Source organism: Clostridium ljungdahlii (assembly GCF_001636845.1).
Lineage (GTDB): Bacteria > Bacillota > Clostridia > Clostridiales > Clostridiaceae > Clostridium_B > Clostridium_B ljungdahlii_A.
The window spans coordinates 209,328-230,219 of record NZ_LITT01000011.1; the positions used below are offsets into that span (position 1 = coordinate 209,328).

The window sequence follows — 20,892 nt, forward strand, 5'->3', positions numbered from 1 at the left end:
CTATGGGAAAAATAACTGGCTTTAAAGAATATAAAAGAGAAAATCCAAAAGAACGTCCGGTAGAAGAAAGAGTAAAAGATTATAAAGAAGTATATTATAAACTTCCTAAGGATAAATTGAATGTACAGGCAGCAAGATGCATGAATTGTGGAACTCCTTTTTGTAATTGGGGGTGCCCTCTTGAAAATCTAGTTCCGGATTGGAATGATTTTGTATATAAGGATGAATGGCACAAGGCTTTTGAAAGACTTTCATTAACTAATACTTTCCCTGAATTTACAGGAAGGATATGCCCTGCTCTCTGTGAAGGTTCTTGTACACTTGGAGTAAATAGAGAACCTGTTTCTGTAAGGCAGATAGAACTTAATATAATCGAAAAGGCTTTTGAAGAAGGATGGATAAAACCTAATCCACCAAAAGTTAGAACTGGAAAAAGTGTAGCTATAGTAGGTTCAGGACCATCTGGACTTTCAACTGCTGCAGAACTTAATTCCGTAGGTCATACTGTTACTGTTTTTGAAAGAGCAGATGAAGTTGGTGGACTTTTAAGATATGGTATTCCTGATTTTAAACTTGAAAAACATGTAGTGGACAGAAGAGTAAATATTATGAAAGAAGAAGGAATAATATTTAAAACAAACACGAATGTAGGAGTAAATTACGATGTAAATGAGCTTTTAGATAAGTTTGATGCTGTTGTTTTAACGGGAGGATCTACTATACCAAGAGATCTTAAAGTTGAAGGAAGAGAACTTAAAGGCACTTATTTTGCAGTAGACTTTTTAAGGCAGCAAAATAAAAGAGTTTCTGGCAAGAAAATCACAGAAGAAGAAATAAATGCCAAAGGAAAGATAGTTGTTGTTATCGGTGGAGGAGATACAGGTTCCGATTGTATTGGTACTTCTATAAGGCAGGGAGCTAAAAAGGTTTATCAATATGAGGTTATGCCAAAGCCACCTGAAAATCGTGATAAAACAATGCCATGGCCTGTCTTTCCAAAAACTTTGAAAACTACTACTTCTCATGAAGAGGGATGTATACGTAAATGGTGTATAAATACTAAAAAGCTTGTAGGAGAAAAAGGTGTATTGAAATCACTTAAAGGTGTAAAGGTTAAGTGGGAAGATAATAATGGTAAGAGACAAATGGTAGAAGTACCAGGTACAAAATTTGAACAACCAGTTGATTTGATACTCTTAGCTATGGGATTTTTGCATCCTCAGCATGAAGGATTGCTTGACAGCCTTGGAGTAGAATATGATGCTAGAGGTAATGTGGTAACGGATGTGAATTATATGACTGCAAAAGAAGGAGTATTTGCAGCAGGAGATATGAGACGTGGACAGTCTCTTGTAGTTTGGTCACTAAATGATGGTAGAAGAGTGGCAAAGAATGTTGATAAATATTTAATGGGAGAAACATCTCTCAGAGGATAATTTTAAAGTTCACTTATAGTCTCTATAGGGTGGATAAACGAAAAATAAACTTATACTTCGGATATTTTTTACAACCTTCAGTTCGTTAAATATTTTGATAAGTCTAAGTAAAAAATTCTAAAAAAGCTAAGAACTTTTGAAAACTCGTACCTCAGGCAATTCAGAAGTTCTAAGCTTTTACGAATTTTTTTCTAAGACTTATATGCAAAATATTTAAAAGAGCTTCATTATTGTAAAAATATGCCTACGTATAAGTTTATTTTTATGTTAGAAAGCCTATGAAATGATTCTAATTGAAATTTGCCATTATACGATTTAGTATATTTAAATAACTTGTAAAAATAAAAGCTTTGCTCGACAATTGAATAAAATTCAACACTTAAAATAAGAGCATCCAATAAATAATTCATATGTATTGAAAAAGCATAGAAAACGGTATACAATAATCATATTAAATAAATTATGTTAGAAGAACAAATAATATAATATAATATCTATATATTTAGAAATATTGAAATTTGATTACTCTTTGTAAGGGTCATTAAGAATGGGAGGAATACAGATGGAACTTAACAAAAAAGTTGATGAAATGAAAGAAGAGTTGGTTAAGGCAACTCAAGAGGTAGTTAAAATTAAAAGTACTCAAGATGAAGAAAAACCAGGTATGCCTTTTGGTGAAGGGCCAGACAAAGCACTTGACAAGGCTCTTGAAATTGCAGCTGGACTTGGATTTCATACATATAAAGAAGAAGAAGGATATTATGGATATGCAGAATATGGTGAAGGAGAAGATTATGTAGCAGTTCTGGGACATATGGATATAGTGCCAGAAGGAGATAATTGGATTCACCCACCTTATGGAGCAGAAATTCATGAAGATAAGATTTTTGGAAGAGGTACGTTGGATGATAAGGGACCAACAATGGCAGCACTCTTTGGATTAAAGGCTATAAAGGATATTAAAATGCCGCTTTCAAAAAAAGTCAGAGTTATTTTTGGAACAAATGAAGAGACAGGAAGTTCTGAAATGCATGTTTATAATAAAAAAGAAAAAGCTCCAGTATCTGGATTTACACCAGATGCCATGTATCCACTTATAAATGCTGAAAAGGGTATAAGAAGATTTCATGTTGTTAAAAAATTGACTTCCTGCAACTGTGGAATTGTAATTAAATCGTTAAAAGGTGGAATAAGACCTAACATGGTTCCTGATAAATGTGAAACTGTAATAGCTGTAAAAAATACAGAAGATATAGTTAAAGCAGTAAAAGAGTTTGCAGATAAAAAGGGATACAATATGAAAACTGAAATTGTAAAAGGAGATGTAGTTTTACATACGTTTGGAGTAGGAGCTCATGGAAGTATGCCTGAACTAGGCAAAAATGCTGTAATGCAGACTTTTGACTTTTTAGGAACTATTGCAAAAGGATCTTGTCCTCTTGCAGACTATATAAATTTCTTTAATAAATATGTTGGCTTTGAAACAGAAGGTACTTCGCTTGGAATAGCATGTGAAGATCAACCATCAGGAAAGTTGTCATTAAATGTAGGAGTTGCTGAAATCAATGAAGGAACAGCAGATTTATGGCTAGATATGAGGTATCCTGTTACCAAGAAAGGTGAAGAAATCATGGATACCCTTTCTAAGAAATTTGCAGAGTGTGGTGCCAAAATAGAAAGAGTAGAAGCTGATGAACCTCTTTATTTCGCAGAAGATAGTGAGTTAGTTAAAACTCTTCTTAAGGTTTATAATGATGAGACTGGTCAAGAAGGAAAAGCTTATGGAATAGGTGGAGGAACTTATGCTAAGGAGCTTTCGAATATAGTTGGTTTTGGACCAATATTCCCTGGGAAGCCAGACCTTGATCATCAGGCTAATGAATATATTGAAATTGGGGATCTAGTAATGAATGCTAAAATATATGCCCATGCAATATATGAACTTGCAAAATAATTTTATAATTTATAACATGAAATAGCACGAGTAATTCGTGCTATTTTTATGATATAATAAATGTCACTATTTAGAAATGGAGAAAAGTATGAATTTAACAATAATTACTGTGGGGAAATTGAAAGAAAAGTATTTAAAAGATGCAGTAGAGGAGTATTCAAAAAGACTGTCTAGATACTGCAAGATTAATATAGTGGAAGTTCAGGATGAAAAGACTCCAGAAAATGCTTCTAAAAAAGATGAGGATATTATAAGGGAAAAAGAAGGAGCAAGAATATCAAAGCATATAAGTGATAGTATGTATGTAGTGGCAATGGACCTAAAGGGAAATACTATGACTTCTGAACAGTTTTCTGATTTCATTGGGAATTTAGGACTTCAGGGCAAAAGCAATATTGCCTTTATAATAGGTGGTTCTCTAGGTATTTCCAGGGAAATTTTGCAAAGGGCTGATTACAAGCTGTGTTTTTCCAAGATGACTTTTCCTCATCAGCTCTTTAGGGTAATGCTTTTGGAGCAGATATATAGGGGATTTAAGATAATGAAAGGTGAACCGTACCACAAATGATATCAAACTTTTTACCATTATTATCCTTTCAAGTATATGCCATAATATCCGTATTATTAAACCAAAGGACACTTTCACTTGCTTTTCTTTCCCAAATGTTCTCACTTGAGTTGATTTTTATTTCTTTGATTAAGCTGTGAAATAAGTCTTGTCTTTATTATTCTGAAGCTGATTCAAAAACCTTATCAAAGTTTTTGAGCATCATAGCAATATTCTCATAATTAAGTGCTTCTTCTGATAGGCTATTTTTCTTTATGTTTAATTCTGACAAGTCCGCTTTAAGTGATTCAATTTGTTTTTTCAATGATATAGTTAAACTTTGCGGAAGAGATAACTCAAGAACCCTTTCAATGACAAGAAATGATTTTGATAAGCTTTTATTCACGATGAACAAAAGTGTAAGCTCAGCCAAAATAGCAATTGAATTATGTGGTAGATTTGGATTGAGGGTTTCAGAAACAACCAAGTTGCAGTACAGAGATATTGTAATACATGAAGATGGTTTTGTTTCTATAAATATTGTCGATAGTAAAGGTGGTAGGAGCAGGGTAATAAAAACGTCTAATCCGAGTGATGTCTTATTTTTAGATTTAATAACATCAAATCGAAATGACAAATTCAGAGTTGTACCAATTAATTCTAAAAGCGTTAATGAGTTTGTCCAGAGATATTTGGAGTTATCAGGTTGGAAAAATATATTAAGGCAAAAACAAGCATGTATGCTATAAGAAAAAAGGTGGCACAAGAAAAGTATGATGAATACAGAAACTTAGGTCTTTGCAGAAAAGACTCTATTAATAAGGTTTCATTTTTTCTTGAACATGGTAAGAATAGAGAGGAATGTATATCCCGATATGTGACCAATACCTGGTAGAACAGTATCAGACAGAATTTTTATATCAAGAGTTAAAAATCTAAAAAAGATAACTATAATATAAAATCAATTTCAAAAATGAGATTAAAAAATCTTGTCCCCCAATTTCCAAACTAAAATTTAATAAAGGTTTTCATGATATGTTTCCTAAAAAAACTGTTAGTGTTGAGGCACAACCACTATAAAATAAGCTGTTGATTAGTTATCGATAATTCCACCGTTAGAGGGTGATTGTCATTTTAAGATAACTACCGATAGTTCGGTAGACCTGTCCTGTTGCTTGTCTTGTACAAGCAGGGGGCACACAAGTAGATTAACAATCTTGCGGTGTTTTATAGCAGATCTTGACTGCCAATTAGTGTGTTGGTTAGTAATAACCGAGAGAACGGATTCAAATGAAAAGATACGGATACCTCGTTGAGAACCTTCGCCCATGATAAGTTGAAAGATTTTTTGCCTTTTAACTTGTCAGGGGGGAGTTGCCGTTCTCCATTCAAGAGTCGTTTCCCGTTAAAAACTGCATGAAAAACCTTCTGAGTTAAACATTCTTAAGTTAAAGATAAACCAATTGTTAAATAGTAATAAAACATTTGGTATATAACAAAATAAATCACAATTATCAAATCTATTATGATTAAAAATAATAAACAGCTGAATACAATAATAATCAATTAATAATTAAAAAAGGTCTGGAAATAAAAAAACCTATTTTGACAATAGGATAGAAAGCAGTGCCATTTCTCACTTTCTAACTATATTATAAATTCAAAATATTAAATGGTCAAGAAAATAATAGTATATTATCGGATTATTAGAATTTTTAATATTCATACTATGTGATAGTATGTGAATACATTCCTTAAAGTTTTCCTTTTACAAAATTGTATAGTATGATTCTATTACCAGCTGGAAAAATGAAATTAGGAGATAAACTGTATGATGAAGGAAATAAAAGATAAGCTTAATGCATATATCACAAAATATATGTCGTTGTGGGACTTCTATGGTGTTATTCAAGTCATTAATAAAGGTAAAGTTCTTTTTCAAAATGCATATGGATATGCGAATTTAGAATTTGAATTAAGAAATAATATGAATTCTTGTTTTTCAATAGCCTCTATGTCAAAACAGTTTACTGCATTTGGTATCATGATATTATACGACAAAAAAATGTTGGATATAGATAATCCAGCGAATTTGTATCTTCCTTCCAATATTCAAATTGACGAGTTAATAACCATACATCATTTGCTATCACACACATCTGGTTTATATAACTATTATAATTTCGAAGACGATTTTTTTGCAGGATACAATAGAATGGATTATTCACAAAAAGATTTTTTTGAAAAATATGTAAATAGACAACCACAATTAACGCCTGGGATAACTTATAACTATAATAATTCAAATTATAATTTGCTTGCGTGGATTATTGAAAATGTATCAGGAGAGAAATATGCGGATTTTATTCGAAATAATATATTTCTGCCATTGGGCATGGTAAATAGTGACATCGATGATGGATGTAAAATAATAAAAAATAGGTCAAGTAATTATTTAATGGATTTTGATTCATATATCAAAATTCCATATTATAACGAAAAATTTAGTATTGGAGCTGGAGCAATAGTTTCAAATTGTGAAGATTTATTTAAATGGTATACCTGCTTGAGAGATAGAAAAATTATTTCGGGAGAAACATATGACAGATTTTTTACAGAGAATAAAAACAATTATTGCTATGGTTTGGAACATCATTATGTTTGCAACAACTCAAGCTATTCTCATGGGGGAGACCATCTGGGGATAAGTACATATATGCAGAATTTTTTTGACGAGGATATTTGTATTATCATTCTTTCAAATAACGAGTCAATCAATCAGTATAAACTTGGAAATGCTATTTCGGATATTTTACATGATATTGAAGTTCCTACTCCAGTCAAGTTTGATGAAGCTTCAATAAATAAAAGTTTTCTAAAAGAGTATTGCGGAACATACTTAAAAGATAAAATAAAGATTGAATTTATTAATGAAAAGTTATATTTTACAAGGTTCTGTGGTAATCTTCATATTGAAATTTACCCAGTAGGAGAAGGAGAATTCGCTCGAAGATATTTTGACCAAATCAATCCATATAGAATTATTAGAAATGACAATAACCAACTCGTTTTTTTGGGCACGCTAAGGTCAACTGAAAATAAAAAAGTTATGAAAAAGATAGGATATGTTGGTGACAAAATGCTGGTATTTTGTGTTGATTTTAATAGAGTGATAGGCTCAGCTGAATATTTAGAATTTCAATATAAACATGAAATACCTATTGTAACTTTTATAACAGGCAGCACTGATACTTGGCTATTCAGATGATGAAAAAATAAAATTAACAAAGAAAGGCCGATTAAGTGGAGAAGGAGTAATACATTTTGGTAAATACAAGAGATTGAATGATGAAGGATTGAAAAATATAGTTTTAGAATATGATAGTGAAGACTGGATTTTTATCAGAAATATAGCGAATTTTAAAGGTTATACTTCTTGCCCACCAATAAAACCATCGATAACATAGAAATTTCTTTAGTGCAAACATATTGACCAAATCGGTTTATGAAGGTATAATTATATAAACCGATTCGGTTTATAAAGCAAGAAGGTGAAGATATGGAGAAATTTTTTAGTTTACCTAAGGAAAAACAAAATGTGATTATAGATGCTGCACTTAGAACCTTTGGAGCTAATGGCTATAAAAAGACTTCCATAAGCGATATTGCTGCTGCTGCAGGAATATCAAAGGCTATGGTATTTCATTACTTTGGTACAAAGAAAGCATTATACCTTTATCTAGTTAATTTATGCGGCAATATTATGATGACTGTAGTTAATGAAAAGTTTGATAACAGTATTACTGACTTTTTTGACAGAATTAAAATGTCATCTAGTATAGAAATCTCCGTAATGAAAAGACATGCTGCAATACCTTCCTTTTTAACTAGTGCGTATTTTGAAAATGATGAAGAGGTAAAAGATGACTTAAGAGATATCTTTAATAGTGGAGATGAATTTAGAAATAGAATAGCTTTTGATGGCATGGATATTTCTAAGTTTAAAGAGGGGGTGGATCTAAAGTTACTTATGAAAATGCTTTTGTGGATGGCGGATGGGTGTACAAAACAGATGTCAGATAAAACAGAAATTAATTTTGAAATTGTGCTGGATGAATTTAATGAATGCTTGGATATGCTTAAAAATAATTTTTATAAGGAAGAATATTTGTAGGATATATATAGAGTTAGCTGTTGAAAGATTTTCAAAATGAATTGTGATGAGAGGGGAATAAAAATGAATTCATATTTATTAAGCTTTAAAGACATTGATAAATCACAGCTTTCAGTAGTAGGAGGAAAAGGTGCAAACCTTGGAGAACTTTCAAGAATTGACGGAATACAGGTTCCTGAAGGCTTTTGTATTACTACGTGTGCCTATAAAAAAGTAGTTGAGAATAATAAGGATTTTAATAGCCTATTAGAAAAATTATCCCATCTTAAGGTTGAAGATAGAGAAAAAATATGTGAAATCAGTGGACAAATTCGAAAATTAATTGAAGACATCACTATTCCCAAAGATATAGAAGAAGGAATAACAACATTTATTAAAAAGTTTGGTGAAAAAAATGCTTATGCAGTTCGTTCAAGTGCTACTGCTGAGGATTTACCTTTGGCTTCCTTTGCAGGACAGCAGGATACCTATTTGAATATAATGGGAAAGGATTCTATTATTCATCATGTTAGTAAGTGTTGGGCATCACTATTTACAGACAGAGCGGTAATATATCGTATGCAAAATAACTTTGATCACCGTAAAGTATATCTTTCTGTAGTTATCCAAATGATGGTTTTCCCAGAGGCTTCAGGAATTATGTTTACGGCAGATCCAATATCAGCAAATAGGAAGATTATTTCAATAGATGCAAGTTACGGACTAGGGGAAGCGCTAGTGTCAGGACTTGTGAATGCTGATATTTATAAAGTTAAAGAAAGCAAGATTATAGATAAAAAGATATCTACAAAGAAGATTGCTATTTACGGTCTTAAACAAGGAGGAACTGAGAAAAGAGAGATTGAGACTCAAAGACAGAATACCCAAACTTTAACAGACCATGAAATTTTACAGCTTGAACAAATAGGCAGGAAAATAGAAAAATATTTTGGGAGACCACAGGATATAGAATGGTGTCTTCATGACGGTAATATATATATTGTTCAAAGTCGCCCTATTACTACTTTATATCCCGCTCCAGAAGTTAAAGATGATAAAACTCATGTATTCTTTTCCTTTGGTCATAGGCAAATGATGACTGAAGCAATGTCACCTTTAAGCATGACCTTCTTTGCAGTTTTATTTAAGATGATGGTAGATACACCAATGTACTATGCAGGTGGAAGAATATATGTGGACTCATCACATGAATTAAGATCACCTATTATGAGGAAATCTTTTGTCAAAGGGCTTGCTGCAGTAGATGTTCTTATGCAGAATGCTTATTACAATGTTTTAAAGCGAGAAGATATTATGAATAATCTTTATAAATCAAAGAAGCCAATGGTTTCTATCAAACTGGCTGCCAGGTGGTTTGTTAAAACTATAGAATGCTACAGGAAAAATGATCCTGCCATTGCAGAATTCTATATGGCTCGCAGCAGGACTATGATGAAGGATTTAGAGCAGCAGGCACAAAAAATTTCAGGTAAGGAGTTATTTGATTTTATTGAGAAGAGCATGACTAAAATAAAGGATAATATGATGGATACTTATGGAGTTGTTTTTGCTGGAGCTTATGCTTCTAGCTGGATTAACAAGAATTTGGGGAAATGGCTTAAGGAAAGAAATCCAGCAGATATGTTAGCTCAATCCGTATCCAATAATGTTACTTCAGATATGGGCCTTGAACTTTTAGATGTATCAGATATAGTAAGAAAGTATCCAGAGGTAATTAAATATTTGGAAAATCCTAACGATGAGAGCTTTTTTGAGGATCTTGTCAAACTTCCAGGAGGAATAGAAGTAAAGGATGCAATGAAGGATTTCCTGAAGAAATATGGTATGCGCTGTTCTGCTGAAATAGATATAAGCAAGACTAGATGGAATGAGAAACCAACAATATTGGTTCCATTGATTCTAGGAAATATTAAGGTTTATCCTCCTAATTCTCACGAAACTAAATTCAAGCAAGGACTTAAGGAAGCTAAAGAGAAGGAGCAGGAGATTTTAAGAAAGCTTGAAAAGATGCCAGGAGGTAGAGGAAAAGCTAAAAAGGCAAAGAAAGCAATCAGTGTCCTACGTAATTATGCGGGATATCGTGAGTTTAACAAGTATATCTTAATTTGGTATGAATGGGTTGTAAAACAGGTTATTATGAAAGAAGCTGAAAGATTAATACAACATGATCTCATAAAGAAAACAAGTGATATATTCTATCTTGAATATGAAGAATTGAGAGAAGTAATTAAAACTAATAAATTAGATTATAGTATCATACAGAAAAGACAAGAAGATTATGAGGTTTATCAAAAACTTACACCGCCTCGTGTAATTACCTCTGATGGAGAGATTATTTCCAGTCAATATGATATAAGCAAGATTCCTCAGGGTGCCTTAGCAGGGGTAGCAGTATCAGCAGGTATCATTGAAGGCAGGGCAAGAGTAATATTAAAAATCGAAGATGCAAATATTGAAAAAGGTGATATACTAGTTACTACTTTTACTGATCCTAGCTGGACACCGGTATTTGTATCTATCAAAGGATTAGTTACAGAAGTTGGTGGAATGATGACTCATGGAGCAGTTGTTGCAAGAGAATATGGACTTCCAGCAGTAGTAAGCGTGGAAAATGCTACAAAGATTATAAAGGATGGACAGAGAATCCGTGTAAATGGAACAGAAGGATACGTGGAAGTACTTGAGTAAATTAATGTTATTTAGTATTTTCGGGTTACACAAAATTTCCCGTAGTTTAATTAAAAATATAGGATTCTGCATAATTAGCAGAATCCTATTTGTATTGTTTTCAGAACGAATGGTCATATAAAATATAATATTGACATTTATTATATAGTTCAATATTATATGCATATACATATAGATGGGAGGTAGTTTAGATTTGGCTATTAAAAGTAGCAAAGAGCACCTAAAAGATTGTGTATGTAAAAATTTGAGGATGACAACAAGAATAGTAACGCAATATTTTGATAAAGCCTTCCAGCCTGTTGGTTTACGTGCCACTCAATTTGCCCTGCTAGCGGATGTTTCTTCACGTGAAAGTAGTACAATAGGCGAATTGGCAGATATTTTACTAATGGATCAAACAACTGTAACACGAAACATCAAAATATTAAAGAAAAAAGGGTATGTTAATGTAAGACAGGGAGAAGATGATTCACGAAAGAGATGTATCTCTACAACTGAGAGTGGACTTGCAAAACTTAGAGAGGCTATAAATAGAGAACAAAGATTTTTAATAATAGAATTTGGTGACGAATATGAGAAATATATAAAAAGATCATGGGTGTTAATTCCTTATATATTCTAAATCCATGATAGGAAGAAGTATATGGCTATCATATAAGTACTTTCAAATTTTAGAGACTGTTCAATAGTTGTTTTTATAAAAAATCGGGCTATAGAAAAAAATTTATTTAATGAAATTTCAATCATATTAGGAAGAGCCCAAGATAACATTCAATTCACAGAACCTATAACTGAAAATTTGCAGTATAATATATAGAAAATGAAACCTATAAAAATAAGATGGAGTGTAGAGAAAAATGGGAAAGTACAAGCAAATTACAAAAAGAGGATTAATTTCATCAATGATAAGTTGGTCAATATTTACATTAGTATATTGGATTTCATTTTATGAATTATATACTTTATGTAAATTTGGACGATTTAAGAATAATATAACTGTATTATTGGGATGTATGGTATTCTTTTTGGCTTGGTTTATAATTCTAATAATTAGAATTGTGAAAAAACCAGCAGTTGTATCTGAGCAGAATGTAGATAGATATAATTTCTATTCGCGTTGTAAAACTATATGGACTTGTACAATTATAATAATTATAGTTCTTATAACATGTTTTTATGGAGTGAAAATATACCATAGTGCAATAAATTACAATGGAAAGTTATCATGGTTCTTAAGTGATTTAAAAAATAAAAGAACTGTAAAGCTTGAACATAATAATATATATGAAAGTGGTATAGAAGGGATATTTACAGATATTAATAAAAAAGTTCATATGCCAGAAAAATTATATGTTGTAAATAACTTTAGTCTTAAATTTGATTCTAATGGAGAAATTACATCTTTTGATACATTCCTTTATGGGAAAAATGCTAAAGATAAGATAGAAAGCTATTTAATTAGTTATAACAGCAAAAATTCAGGGAATATAACTATATATTTAAATGGTTATGCAAGTGCGAATTATAATGATGATAAACTTTTAGAACCATTAATTAAGACAATGAAAGTAATTCCACTTAAGAAAACAGTGAGGAACTGGCCTGAAGAACAGTATGGTATTCTTTATTCTGGTAAACGAAGTTTTGGATATAATACAGATGGTATTGTTTATATTGATTCAAAGGGAAATACAAATTCAGCTGTTAATGCCTATTCTGAAATAGTTGGATATACTGTTTCTGTATTTGTACCAGGCAAGGAGAATAAATATACTCCTGTTAGATATAACTTAACAGATGATTTAAATAATATTAAAACAACAAAACCTTCAAAAGACAATAAAAAGAGTTCTAATCAATCAAAGAGTGCTGAAGATCAATTTTATTTATCAAAGCAAGTTTGGTATCGTTTAGAAGTAACTGCAGCTGCAGCGGGTAGTAGATCTTATTCATTAACTGGTACTACCGATGGTGGGCAAACATGGAAGACAATAAATGAGGATCCATTTTCAGGTTCCCTTGGATCAGCAGCAGGAATAACATTTTTGAATAATAAACTTGGATTTTTATGTTTATCTTATAGCGGTGGAAGTAAGGGGCAATTATATCGCACAGAGGATGGAGGGGGATCTTATAAAAAGGTGAATTTCCCAGAAACGAAAGTAGCATTAAATGATGGCGAAACGTATAATCCTTTTGATTTACCTGGAATGCCTTATGAGAAAGATGGAAGTCTTAATGTTTTAGTTGGACAAGGATCTGATGGAGATTATAATGGAGGCTGTAAAGCTTTGTACCAATCAAAAGATAATGGAGTAACATGGAAGTATTTAAAAGAAACTGATAAAAATTAATTATCTATATAAACTACTATAAATGCTAATAGTAGTTTATATAGGTGCTAAATTTTAACACTGGATAAGAGACCCACGAAGTCTATAGGAGTCACCTGTCATGTCTATGATGAGGGTGTGAAATTTTTTCTGTAAATTGGCTTTCTATGATAGTTTTTCAAAGGCAGATATTATTAAATTTAATTTCTATCTTAATTTTCAATATACAATTTAAAAATGAGTATGTCAATAACGCCTCCAAATGCAGGCGTTATTTTTATAAATATTTTATTCATGTAACCTGCCATCATACATTATTGACAGTTCACCATAAACTGAGCACTGACGTCCATTTTTTAATTGCTTCAAAGGTCGCAAGATACAGGGCGTTAAGAAGTGCTGTATCACTTGGTAATATGCTGCGCTAGCTTGTTAAGTCTGCGGTACGTGCTGATGAGACTCTCTATGGTGTTTGTAGTATATATAACTTTTCTAACCTCGGGTGAAAATTTAAATATAGGGGTTATGGCATCTTAGTTTTTTGCCCAGCTTTTCATTTTATCTTTAATTACTGAATAAGATCACATAAGACCACATACAGTTAATGACGGACTCATACAATTTGAGGTAAGATATAAAAATTAAAGATATTAGGTCAAAGTGTTACAAAAAAATTTTACTATTACAAATAATAGCGTTAATAAGTAGTGACCATGAACAAACCGTATTAGTCAAATCTAATGCAGTTTTGTAGTATAATTATTATGTTATGTTTATTACATAAATGTAAAAAGTAGGTATTCCAGTGAGGTGATAAGGTTATGAATTGTGTAAAAGGAAAAATATTAGTAGCTGTTGAACAGCAGATAAAAATACCGCTATAGAGTTTCCATTGTCTCAAAATATTTAAGATAGAAAACTAGAAAGATTAAAAAGTATTGTGAGAGTTATTAAAATTGTATCTATAAATATGCGTAAAGTGTAGAATATGTTTTCTATGCTTTTTTAGCAAAGAATTATTTTAGCCAAAGGGAGGAGGAAGTTTAATGGCCATTGAAAGTGGAGGAAGAGCAGATAAGCTAGGAAATCGACATGAAGGTAGATGGCTTGTTAAGCAGTTATTGAGATTATTAAGAGAAGAGATATATTAAAAAATATGAAATTTCAATTAAATAGGGATAAAAGTTATGAATTTATGCTAGTTTCAGGAGTAGGATTTACGGCTTTGGCGGATGTTTGTGAAAGTGCACGTATTTCCAATGAAAATTCAGAAGATTTCTATCAATATCAAATTATTAAACAAGGGATGTCTAGAAAAAAAATTTATAATGATTTTTGCAATGCTATAAATTTGAATCAGGACAAAAAAGAAGATAGAACAAAGGCCTTCGATTATTTAAAACGTCTGAAAATAACTACATACTTGGGCGATTATGAAAGCAAGCAAGATTTATTAACTGAAATTAATATACTGTTTGATGGAGATACAGAATTCATTTATAATACGTTGATAAATTATGCTGAAGAAAATGACAAGCTTGGCAAACCAATTTATTGCGATAGTTTATATAATTTTTTAATAATAAATGAAACAAAAGAATGTTATGATTCTTTGAAAAAAGAAGGATTAGTTATATTACACGGAAATGCTGGTACAGGTAAAAGCGGAGTATTATTGGAACTAATAAATAGATTGGAGGAAGAGGGAATATCATATCTACCACTGAGGGTAGATAGAAAAATACCTAAAAACTCATCTTTACAATATGGTAAAAGTATGGATTTACCTGATTCACCAGTTCAGTGTATAAATGCAGTATCAGGTGAAAGTCCATGTGTCTTAATAATTGATCAACTTGATTCGGTAAGATGGACTAGCAATCATTCTCTAGATGCTTTGGATGTTTGTAAGTCATTAATTAGGGAGGCTTTATCATTAAGAAGGATAGGCAAAGATATTAAAGCCCTTATAGCTTGTCGTACTTTTGATCTAAATCATGATCCTGAGATAAGAAATTGGCTAACTGTCCAAGACAAAGGAAATGAACAAGTTTGGGATAGAGTTGAGATTAATAAATTACCAACAGAGGATATTGTCGCAGTTATAGGAGATGCCTATAATAACTTAGCATCTCAGCAAAAGGAATTACTATCATTGCCACAAAATCTCGCTATGTGGTGCGAAATAAGTGGCGATAATATGAATGCTATTTTTACTACATCTATTGATTTATTAAGGCAATTTTGGAGTAAAAAAGTCAAAGATATTGAAAGTGAGTCTATAAATTATGTTGATCTTAACAGTACTTTGGATAGACTTATTTCTTATAGCGAAAATAATGGAACAATATCTATACCTTCAAGCTATGTAAGAAAATTTTCTGGTAAAGTGCTTTCGGCTCTGAAATCAAATGGAATAATTCAGCAGCAAGACAACATTATTAGTTTTTGCCATCAAAGCTACCTAGATTTCCTTATAGCTGAAAAAGTTGTAAGTGAAATTGAGGAGGGTGGAAGTATACTTAATTGGATTGGGGAAAAGGAAATTCAAACGCTTTTTAGAAGAGAACAACTTAGACAAGCTTTAAGTTTATTACTAGAGGAATGCCTAATAAAGTTTACTCAAATAGTGAAGGATATTCTTTTCTCTGAAAATGTTAGATTCCATTTTAAACATTTAGCATTGGAAGTATTGGGGCAAAATACTAAATCTAATAAAAGTATAGAGGATCTTATTATTAATCTTATCGACAAAGCATATTGGAAGCAACATATAATAGATACAATCATTATGGGTAACGAATTTTCTACTAGGTCCTTAATAAAAAATAACATAATAGATACATGGCTTAAATCAAAAGACGAAGTGCTTGTAAAGCAGGCGATGAATATTTTACAATCTGTTTGCGTAAAGATGCCTGACGAGGTTACTAAATTATTAAAACCACATGTAGATGAAAGTCCAGAGTGGAACAGTGCAATAAATGCTGTCATAGGACGGGACATAGAAAATTATAGAAGAAAAAATAATACATTACCATGATCCTAATGAAATTGAAAATGCTAAATATTATTTAAAAATTCGCAAACAGGGCTATTATGGACATTATTGGGGAAAGGCACAGTATCTGCTCTTAACAAACTTGGAACCTCAAAGAATGAGTAGGGAAGCTTTAGAGTTATTAAATGTATTAAAAAGAAGATATGCTTGTTATACAAGAAAAAACATTATGGGAAATGTAGGTGTTCATACATGTTGGATAGGGTCTACACTAGATAAAAATCTTTCAAAGATAAGTGATAAAGCATGGCTTAATATAATAACTAATAAAAATATTGAATTTGATCATCCTACAAAAACAAAGTACGTTGAAGGGCAACATGGAGTTGAGTCATCTATATGGCAATTTTCAAGAAGTTTAAGTACTGTTGCAAAGTATTATCCAGAAAGATTTGCAAAATTATCGTTAAACTTTCCACAAGATACTCATCATTCATATATTTCAGCTATTATGGATGCGTTAAAAATAGTTAAAGTAGAAGATAACTTTCCAGAAGAAATTAAAAATAATTGGCAGCCAGCACAAATAGATACTGTATTTAATGTTTTAAATAAATTTGCGGATTTAAATGATCGTGATACTACAATTTCATTTTGCAGGTTAATTAGTGATAGATCTGAGGAAGCATGGCCGATGGAGATAATAGATAGATTACTATTTTTGGCGATAAATTCTTCTGACCCGAAAAGTGGACAGCTTAATGTATGGGATGCTAATTGGGATAAAAATATGGAAAATGTAACAGTACATACATTATTTGATAATACTTTTAATTGTGTTAAAGGGGTAGCAGCAGAGGCTATTGGAAAGTTACTCTGGAATAATCAAGAACTTTTTGACAAGGTATTTAAAGCAATTGAGTCACTTGTTCAAGACCCCAATCCAATTGTTAGAATGGCATCAGTGTATACGCTTATACCTGTTATAAATATTAATAGAGATAAGGCTGTTGAATGGTTTAATATAACTGCAAAAGAGGACTTAAGGATATTAGGATCATATTATTCAATGGAGTTCATTAAGTATACTATAAAAAGTCATACAGAAATAATTTCATCTATCATAAGAAAAATGTTTTTATCAGCAAATGAAGAGGTTTCATCTAAAGCAGCAGAAATGATTTCGGAATATAATATTTTATATGGAATGTTCGATGAGGAACTAGAAAAATGCTGTAAAGGAACTGTGAACCAAAAAAAAGGAGTAATATTAATTGCTTCACAGCTTATAATTAATCCTGATTATGCTGTTAAATGTAGGAAACTAATAGAACGATTTATAGATGATGATAATGAAGAAGTCAGAAAATAAACAGGATTCGCTTTTAATAAAGATATCCTTCAAGTAAAAGATAATATAGAATTTGCTAAAAAGTATATATATTCTAAATCTTTTATAAATGACACAATGTTGTTGAATATTTTGAAGGATTATAAGGAGAGTTTGCTGGACTTTGCTAATATTATTTTTGATATATGTTATGCGTTATCAAGTATTCATAATAAGGATATAAAAGAAAATGATTATAGACTAAACTACAAAAGTGAAGAAATATCTGAATTGCTATTAAGACTGTATGATCAATCTTTTAACTATGATGAGAAGATTTTTTACAAATGTCTTAATGCATGGGATGTTATGTTTGAAAGTGGAATTTTACATGCGAGGAATTTGACTAGGAAAATAGATAGCCAGTAATGTATATTTATAATTTCTGTTATTGAGGATGTAATAATGATGATAGAATTAAACTATTTAATGGATCATAAAAGGATAAACCATTTGATTAACTAAGGAAGGCTTACAAATGGGGTAGGTTTTGCTGCTCCATTTATAGTTATCCGTTTAAATAGTTACGGAGAACCTTACCACAAATAACGTAGATTTAAAAGAAAAAGAGTATTTGAGACCATGACATTTATGCTAGATTTTACCTTTCATTTGAACGTATAAAATTTGATAACTGCATTTTGCTATTAACATTTAATTTTTTATAAATATTTTGTATGTGATTATCAACGGTTTTAGGGGATATAAAAAGTTTTTCAGCAATTTGTTTATATGTTACTCCTTCCATGACAAGTTCTATAATCTCACCTTATTTTTTTGTAGTGCCTTACCATATGCAAAACACTAGAATTTCCATAAGCAGCGTACATGACGTAATTCGATACTATATAATAACCATATCTATTATTTTGATAACAATAGCAGCAGGCAAAAGGACATGGTGCCGATACATCTGTCCAATGTATATATTTAATTATGTTGGAATTAAGATAGGAAGATTTTTTAAGTTGCCTACCTTGAAAATAGTAAGTGAAAGTGATAAATGTACTCAATGCAGAAAATGTACTGATCACTGTTTGATGGGTCTTGATGTAGCTAATATGGTTAAAAATAATAAATGGAATACTAATGAGTGTATCAAATGTGGGGAATGTTTAAATCAATGTAAATGTGATGCGTTGAAAATAAAGTGGACAAAGCAGGTAAGTAACAAAGTGATATAATTTACTTATAAGTTAATTTGCATTTTTTACTATTTGCATTTTAAATATTGTATGAATAATTTAACTTGAGGCAGCGTATAATAAAAATTCTTGCATAAAATATAAGTGCTGCGAGAAAATGAAACTCCATTTGAAAAATATAAATCTTTAACATAACCGTCAAAGTTTTTTAAGCAAATTTTGGGGAGGATACCCCATCCTAGTCCGTGCTTAGCCATTTCTAAACAAGTATCAATATTGTCAACCCAAAGTTTTGTATTGTTAATAGATATGTTATTTTCAAAAAGCCAAGTTTGAATTTTTCCTTGTGAAACGGGATCGGTAGTTCTACCGATGTATGAATAAGAATTAAGAGAGAGATTTGCATTTTCATTACTGCATATGAGGCACATCGGTTCAGTATCTAATAGTATGGTAAGTTCGTCCCACTTGTATTCTCCCCGTATGATGACTATAGAAAATTCATCGTTTTTAAGTCTATTATATAAATTTTTGCTATGATCAGTAGATATATTGACATCAACATTTGGAAATGCTTCTGTATAACTTTTTAAAACTTTAGGAAGGCGATATCGTGCATAATTTAATGAGACTCCAACAGTTAAATTTCCACCTATAAAGTTATGGTTGGAGGATACATGCTCACGCATCTGGTTTAAAGTATTTACTACAGTTCTGATATAGGGGATGATGCTTTCACCTAAAGGAGTAAACAAGACTCCCTTTTTAGAACGAATAAGTAAATCGGTACCTAAATTTTTTTCTATTTTTTTAATCCTCTTTGTCAGAGCAGGTTGAGTGATAAATAATTTTTCAGAGGTCTTTGTAATATTTTTTAATTTATATAATGTCAAAATTAGTTTGTAATCTTTTTCATCCATAGTTATTAATCCTTTATCCATTACTTTTAGTTATGACTATTTATAAAATAGTATCATTATACATTATACATTATAACATATATACTGAAATTAAAAGATTAAAGAAAAATTTTTAGCATAAAAGGAGATAAAATGATTAATACAAATAAATTTAAATCAGATACTTTTACAATTACCAAACTGTTTCTTACATGGTTACAAATTGGTTTTACATCATTTGGTGGTGGTGCAACTACCCAATATCTTATTCAAGAACAGTTTATTTATAAGCATAAATGGATAACAGATGAGGAATATGCGAATATTATTGGAATGTGTCAAATAACACCTGGTATGAATATTATTGCATATACAATACTTATAGGAAAAAAGCTAGCTGGAGGAATAGGAATATTTATATCCCTGGTGGGACTTATTTTGCCTAGTGCAGCAGTTACAATTGCATTAACTACGATTTATACTTCTATTAGCAATTCATCAAAAGTACATTCTGCACTTCATGCAGTATTTGCTGCTATTTTTGGTATAGCTTTAGCTACAAATTGGAGAAATGTACAACCTATTATTATAAAAAATTATAAAAGGGGATCTATGATTTTTGGGATAACAATTGCAATAATGATAGGTAGTGGTGCTATTTACATATTTTTGAATCCATCTGTAATTTTATTATATGTTTTAGGCGGATTATTTGGTTCTGCTGCTTATTGGTATATTTCTAAAAAAGAGGTGAAGGTTAATAAATGAGCTGGATTATATTTTTTTGGACTTTACTTAAATCAGTTTTATTTTCTTCGGGAGGTTACGGACCATTACCTAGTTTGCACTCTGATTTTATAAATTATGGATGGGCAGGCCAGATACAATTTACTGAATCTTTGGCAATTGGACAAATTACTCCTGGACCTAATGGGCTTTGGGTTGTCAGTTTGTGCTATTTGGTTGCTGGATTACGTGGAGCACTATTAGCGTGTATTGCATTACTTATGCCGCCATTATTGATTCTAATCGTTCAGCGTTGTTATACTCGTATTGCAAAGTATCCAGCAGCACAAGGATTACTTGATGGAGTAGTAATTGTTATAGCTAGCTTTAGTGTAATAGTTGTATTTAAAATATTTGTAAGTAATGGTATTGATATAGAGACGATTGCCATTGCATCCATAAGTCCTATCTTGGCAATATCAAGGCGTGTATCTACAAATGTTATATTATTGGTTTCAGTTTTAGTAGGTGTAGTATTATAATTGTATTGGATAAAAGGAAATAGATTTTATGGATAAAGTTATTGAAATATAAATTAG

Annotated in this window: 20 protein-coding genes and 1 pseudogene; 17 read left to right on the forward strand and 4 right to left on the reverse strand. The window is 31.1% G+C overall.

What is annotated here, in order from left to right:
* Positions 1-2: 2 nt before the first annotated feature.
* The 3 genes from WY13_RS06285 to rlmH all read left to right on the forward strand — a co-directional run bounded on the left by WY13_RS06285 (position 3) and on the right by rlmH (position 3,958).
* Positions 3-1,436 carry a glutamate synthase subunit beta gene (locus WY13_RS06285; RefSeq protein ID WP_063554847.1) on the forward strand — a complete coding sequence of 478 codons (1,434 nt, stop codon included), beginning with the start codon at positions 3-5 and terminating at the stop codon, positions 1,434-1,436.
* A 562-nt stretch (positions 1,437-1,998) separates the two neighbouring features.
* Positions 1,999-3,390, forward strand: a complete 1,392-nt coding sequence (pepV, locus tag WY13_RS06290) for a dipeptidase PepV (RefSeq protein WP_063554848.1) — start codon at positions 1,999-2,001, stop codon at positions 3,388-3,390.
* An 88-nt stretch (positions 3,391-3,478) separates the two neighbouring features.
* Positions 3,479-3,958, forward strand: coding sequence for a 23S rRNA (pseudouridine(1915)-N(3))-methyltransferase RlmH (rlmH, locus tag WY13_RS06295; RefSeq protein ID WP_063554849.1), 480 nt, complete (start codon positions 3,479-3,481; stop codon positions 3,956-3,958).
* A 157-nt stretch (positions 3,959-4,115) separates the two neighbouring features.
* On the opposite strand, the gene WY13_RS21335 is transcribed toward rlmH, so the two are convergent.
* Entirely contained in the window at positions 4,116-4,262 is a 147-nt protein-coding gene (locus tag WY13_RS21335; protein ID WP_192844993.1) for a hypothetical protein, read from the reverse strand.
* Positions 4,263-4,308: 46 nt separating this feature from the next.
* On the opposite strand from WY13_RS21335, the gene WY13_RS06300 reads away from it, so the two are divergent.
* From WY13_RS06300 to WY13_RS06325, 8 genes are all read left to right on the forward strand, one after another.
* Positions 4,309-4,686 carry a hypothetical protein gene (locus WY13_RS06300; RefSeq protein ID WP_192844994.1) on the forward strand — a complete coding sequence of 126 codons (378 nt, stop codon included), beginning with the start codon at positions 4,309-4,311 and terminating at the stop codon, positions 4,684-4,686.
* Positions 4,674-4,832: a hypothetical protein gene (locus tag WY13_RS20890; RefSeq protein WP_156498980.1), complete on the forward strand. Its 159-nt coding sequence runs from the start codon at positions 4,674-4,676 to the stop codon at positions 4,830-4,832. Before WY13_RS06300 ends, WY13_RS20890 begins: the two co-directional genes overlap by 13 nt.
* A 936-nt stretch (positions 4,833-5,768) precedes the next feature.
* The gene (locus tag WY13_RS06305) at positions 5,769-7,205 is read left to right on the forward strand and encodes a serine hydrolase domain-containing protein (protein WP_204377949.1); all 1,437 of its coding nucleotides are present in this window, start codon (positions 5,769-5,771) and stop codon (positions 7,203-7,205) included.
* Positions 7,206-7,278: 73 nt separating this feature from the next.
* Entirely contained in the window at positions 7,279-7,404 is a 126-nt protein-coding gene (locus WY13_RS22050) for a hypothetical protein (RefSeq protein WP_278321773.1), read from the forward strand.
* Between the two features lie 92 nt (positions 7,405-7,496).
* Positions 7,497-8,111, forward strand: a complete 615-nt coding sequence (locus WY13_RS06310; protein ID WP_063554851.1) for a TetR/AcrR family transcriptional regulator — start codon at positions 7,497-7,499, stop codon at positions 8,109-8,111.
* A 63-nt stretch (positions 8,112-8,174) separates the two neighbouring features.
* On the forward strand, positions 8,175-10,799 hold the full coding sequence (gene ppsA, locus WY13_RS06315) for a phosphoenolpyruvate synthase (RefSeq protein ID WP_063554852.1): 2,625 nt from the start codon (positions 8,175-8,177) through the stop codon (positions 10,797-10,799).
* Between the two features lie 193 nt (positions 10,800-10,992).
* Positions 10,993-11,421: a MarR family winged helix-turn-helix transcriptional regulator gene (locus WY13_RS06320; RefSeq protein WP_192844996.1), complete on the forward strand. Its 429-nt coding sequence runs from the start codon at positions 10,993-10,995 to the stop codon at positions 11,419-11,421.
* Positions 11,422-11,656: 235 nt separating this feature from the next.
* On the forward strand, positions 11,657-13,153 hold the full coding sequence (locus WY13_RS06325) for a WD40/YVTN/BNR-like repeat-containing protein (RefSeq protein WP_063554854.1): 1,497 nt from the start codon (positions 11,657-11,659) through the stop codon (positions 13,151-13,153).
* Between the two features lie 267 nt (positions 13,154-13,420).
* Here the strand turns inward: WY13_RS06325 and WY13_RS21730 are convergent.
* A pseudogene (locus tag WY13_RS21730) lies at positions 13,421-13,689 on the reverse strand (transposase); the annotation flags it as partial.
* 599 nt (positions 13,690-14,288) lie between these two features.
* Between WY13_RS21730 and WY13_RS06330 the strand changes: the two are divergent.
* From WY13_RS06330 to WY13_RS06340, 3 genes are all read left to right on the forward strand, one after another.
* Positions 14,289-16,175: an ATP-binding protein gene (locus WY13_RS06330; protein WP_063554855.1), complete on the forward strand. Its 1,887-nt coding sequence runs from the start codon at positions 14,289-14,291 to the stop codon at positions 16,173-16,175.
* A gap of 115 nt (positions 16,176-16,290) precedes the next feature.
* The gene (locus WY13_RS06335; protein ID WP_156498981.1) at positions 16,291-17,505 is read left to right on the forward strand and encodes a hypothetical protein; all 1,215 of its coding nucleotides are present in this window, start codon (positions 16,291-16,293) and stop codon (positions 17,503-17,505) included.
* A gap of 111 nt (positions 17,506-17,616) precedes the next feature.
* Positions 17,617-17,892 carry a hypothetical protein gene (locus tag WY13_RS06340; RefSeq protein ID WP_204377950.1) on the forward strand — a complete coding sequence of 92 codons (276 nt, stop codon included), beginning with the start codon at positions 17,617-17,619 and terminating at the stop codon, positions 17,890-17,892.
* A gap of 232 nt (positions 17,893-18,124) precedes the next feature.
* On the opposite strand, the gene WY13_RS22280 is transcribed toward WY13_RS06340, so the two are convergent.
* Positions 18,125-18,286: a response regulator transcription factor gene (locus WY13_RS22280; RefSeq protein WP_431602445.1), complete on the reverse strand. Its 162-nt coding sequence runs from the start codon at positions 18,284-18,286 to the stop codon at positions 18,125-18,127.
* A 31-nt stretch (positions 18,287-18,317) separates the two neighbouring features.
* Here WY13_RS22280 and WY13_RS20895 point away from each other — a divergent pair, with 31 nt between their 5' ends.
* The gene (locus WY13_RS20895; RefSeq protein WP_192844997.1) at positions 18,318-18,707 is read left to right on the forward strand and encodes a 4Fe-4S binding protein; all 390 of its coding nucleotides are present in this window, start codon (positions 18,318-18,320) and stop codon (positions 18,705-18,707) included.
* Positions 18,708-18,736: 29 nt separating this feature from the next.
* Here the strand turns inward: WY13_RS20895 and WY13_RS06350 are convergent, their stop codons facing one another.
* Positions 18,737-19,609 (reverse strand): LysR family transcriptional regulator, encoded by an 873-nt coding sequence (locus WY13_RS06350; protein ID WP_242866345.1) that lies wholly within the window; start codon positions 19,607-19,609, stop codon positions 18,737-18,739.
* 111 nt (positions 19,610-19,720) lie between these two features.
* Here WY13_RS06350 and WY13_RS06355 point away from each other — a divergent pair, with 111 nt between their 5' ends.
* The gene (locus tag WY13_RS06355) at positions 19,721-20,335 is read left to right on the forward strand and encodes a chromate transporter (RefSeq protein WP_063554860.1); all 615 of its coding nucleotides are present in this window, start codon (positions 19,721-19,723) and stop codon (positions 20,333-20,335) included.
* Positions 20,332-20,835, forward strand: a complete 504-nt coding sequence (locus WY13_RS06360; RefSeq protein ID WP_063554861.1) for a chromate transporter — start codon at positions 20,332-20,334, stop codon at positions 20,833-20,835. Before WY13_RS06355 ends, WY13_RS06360 begins: the two co-directional genes overlap by 4 nt.
* Positions 20,836-20,892 lie beyond the last annotated feature (57 nt).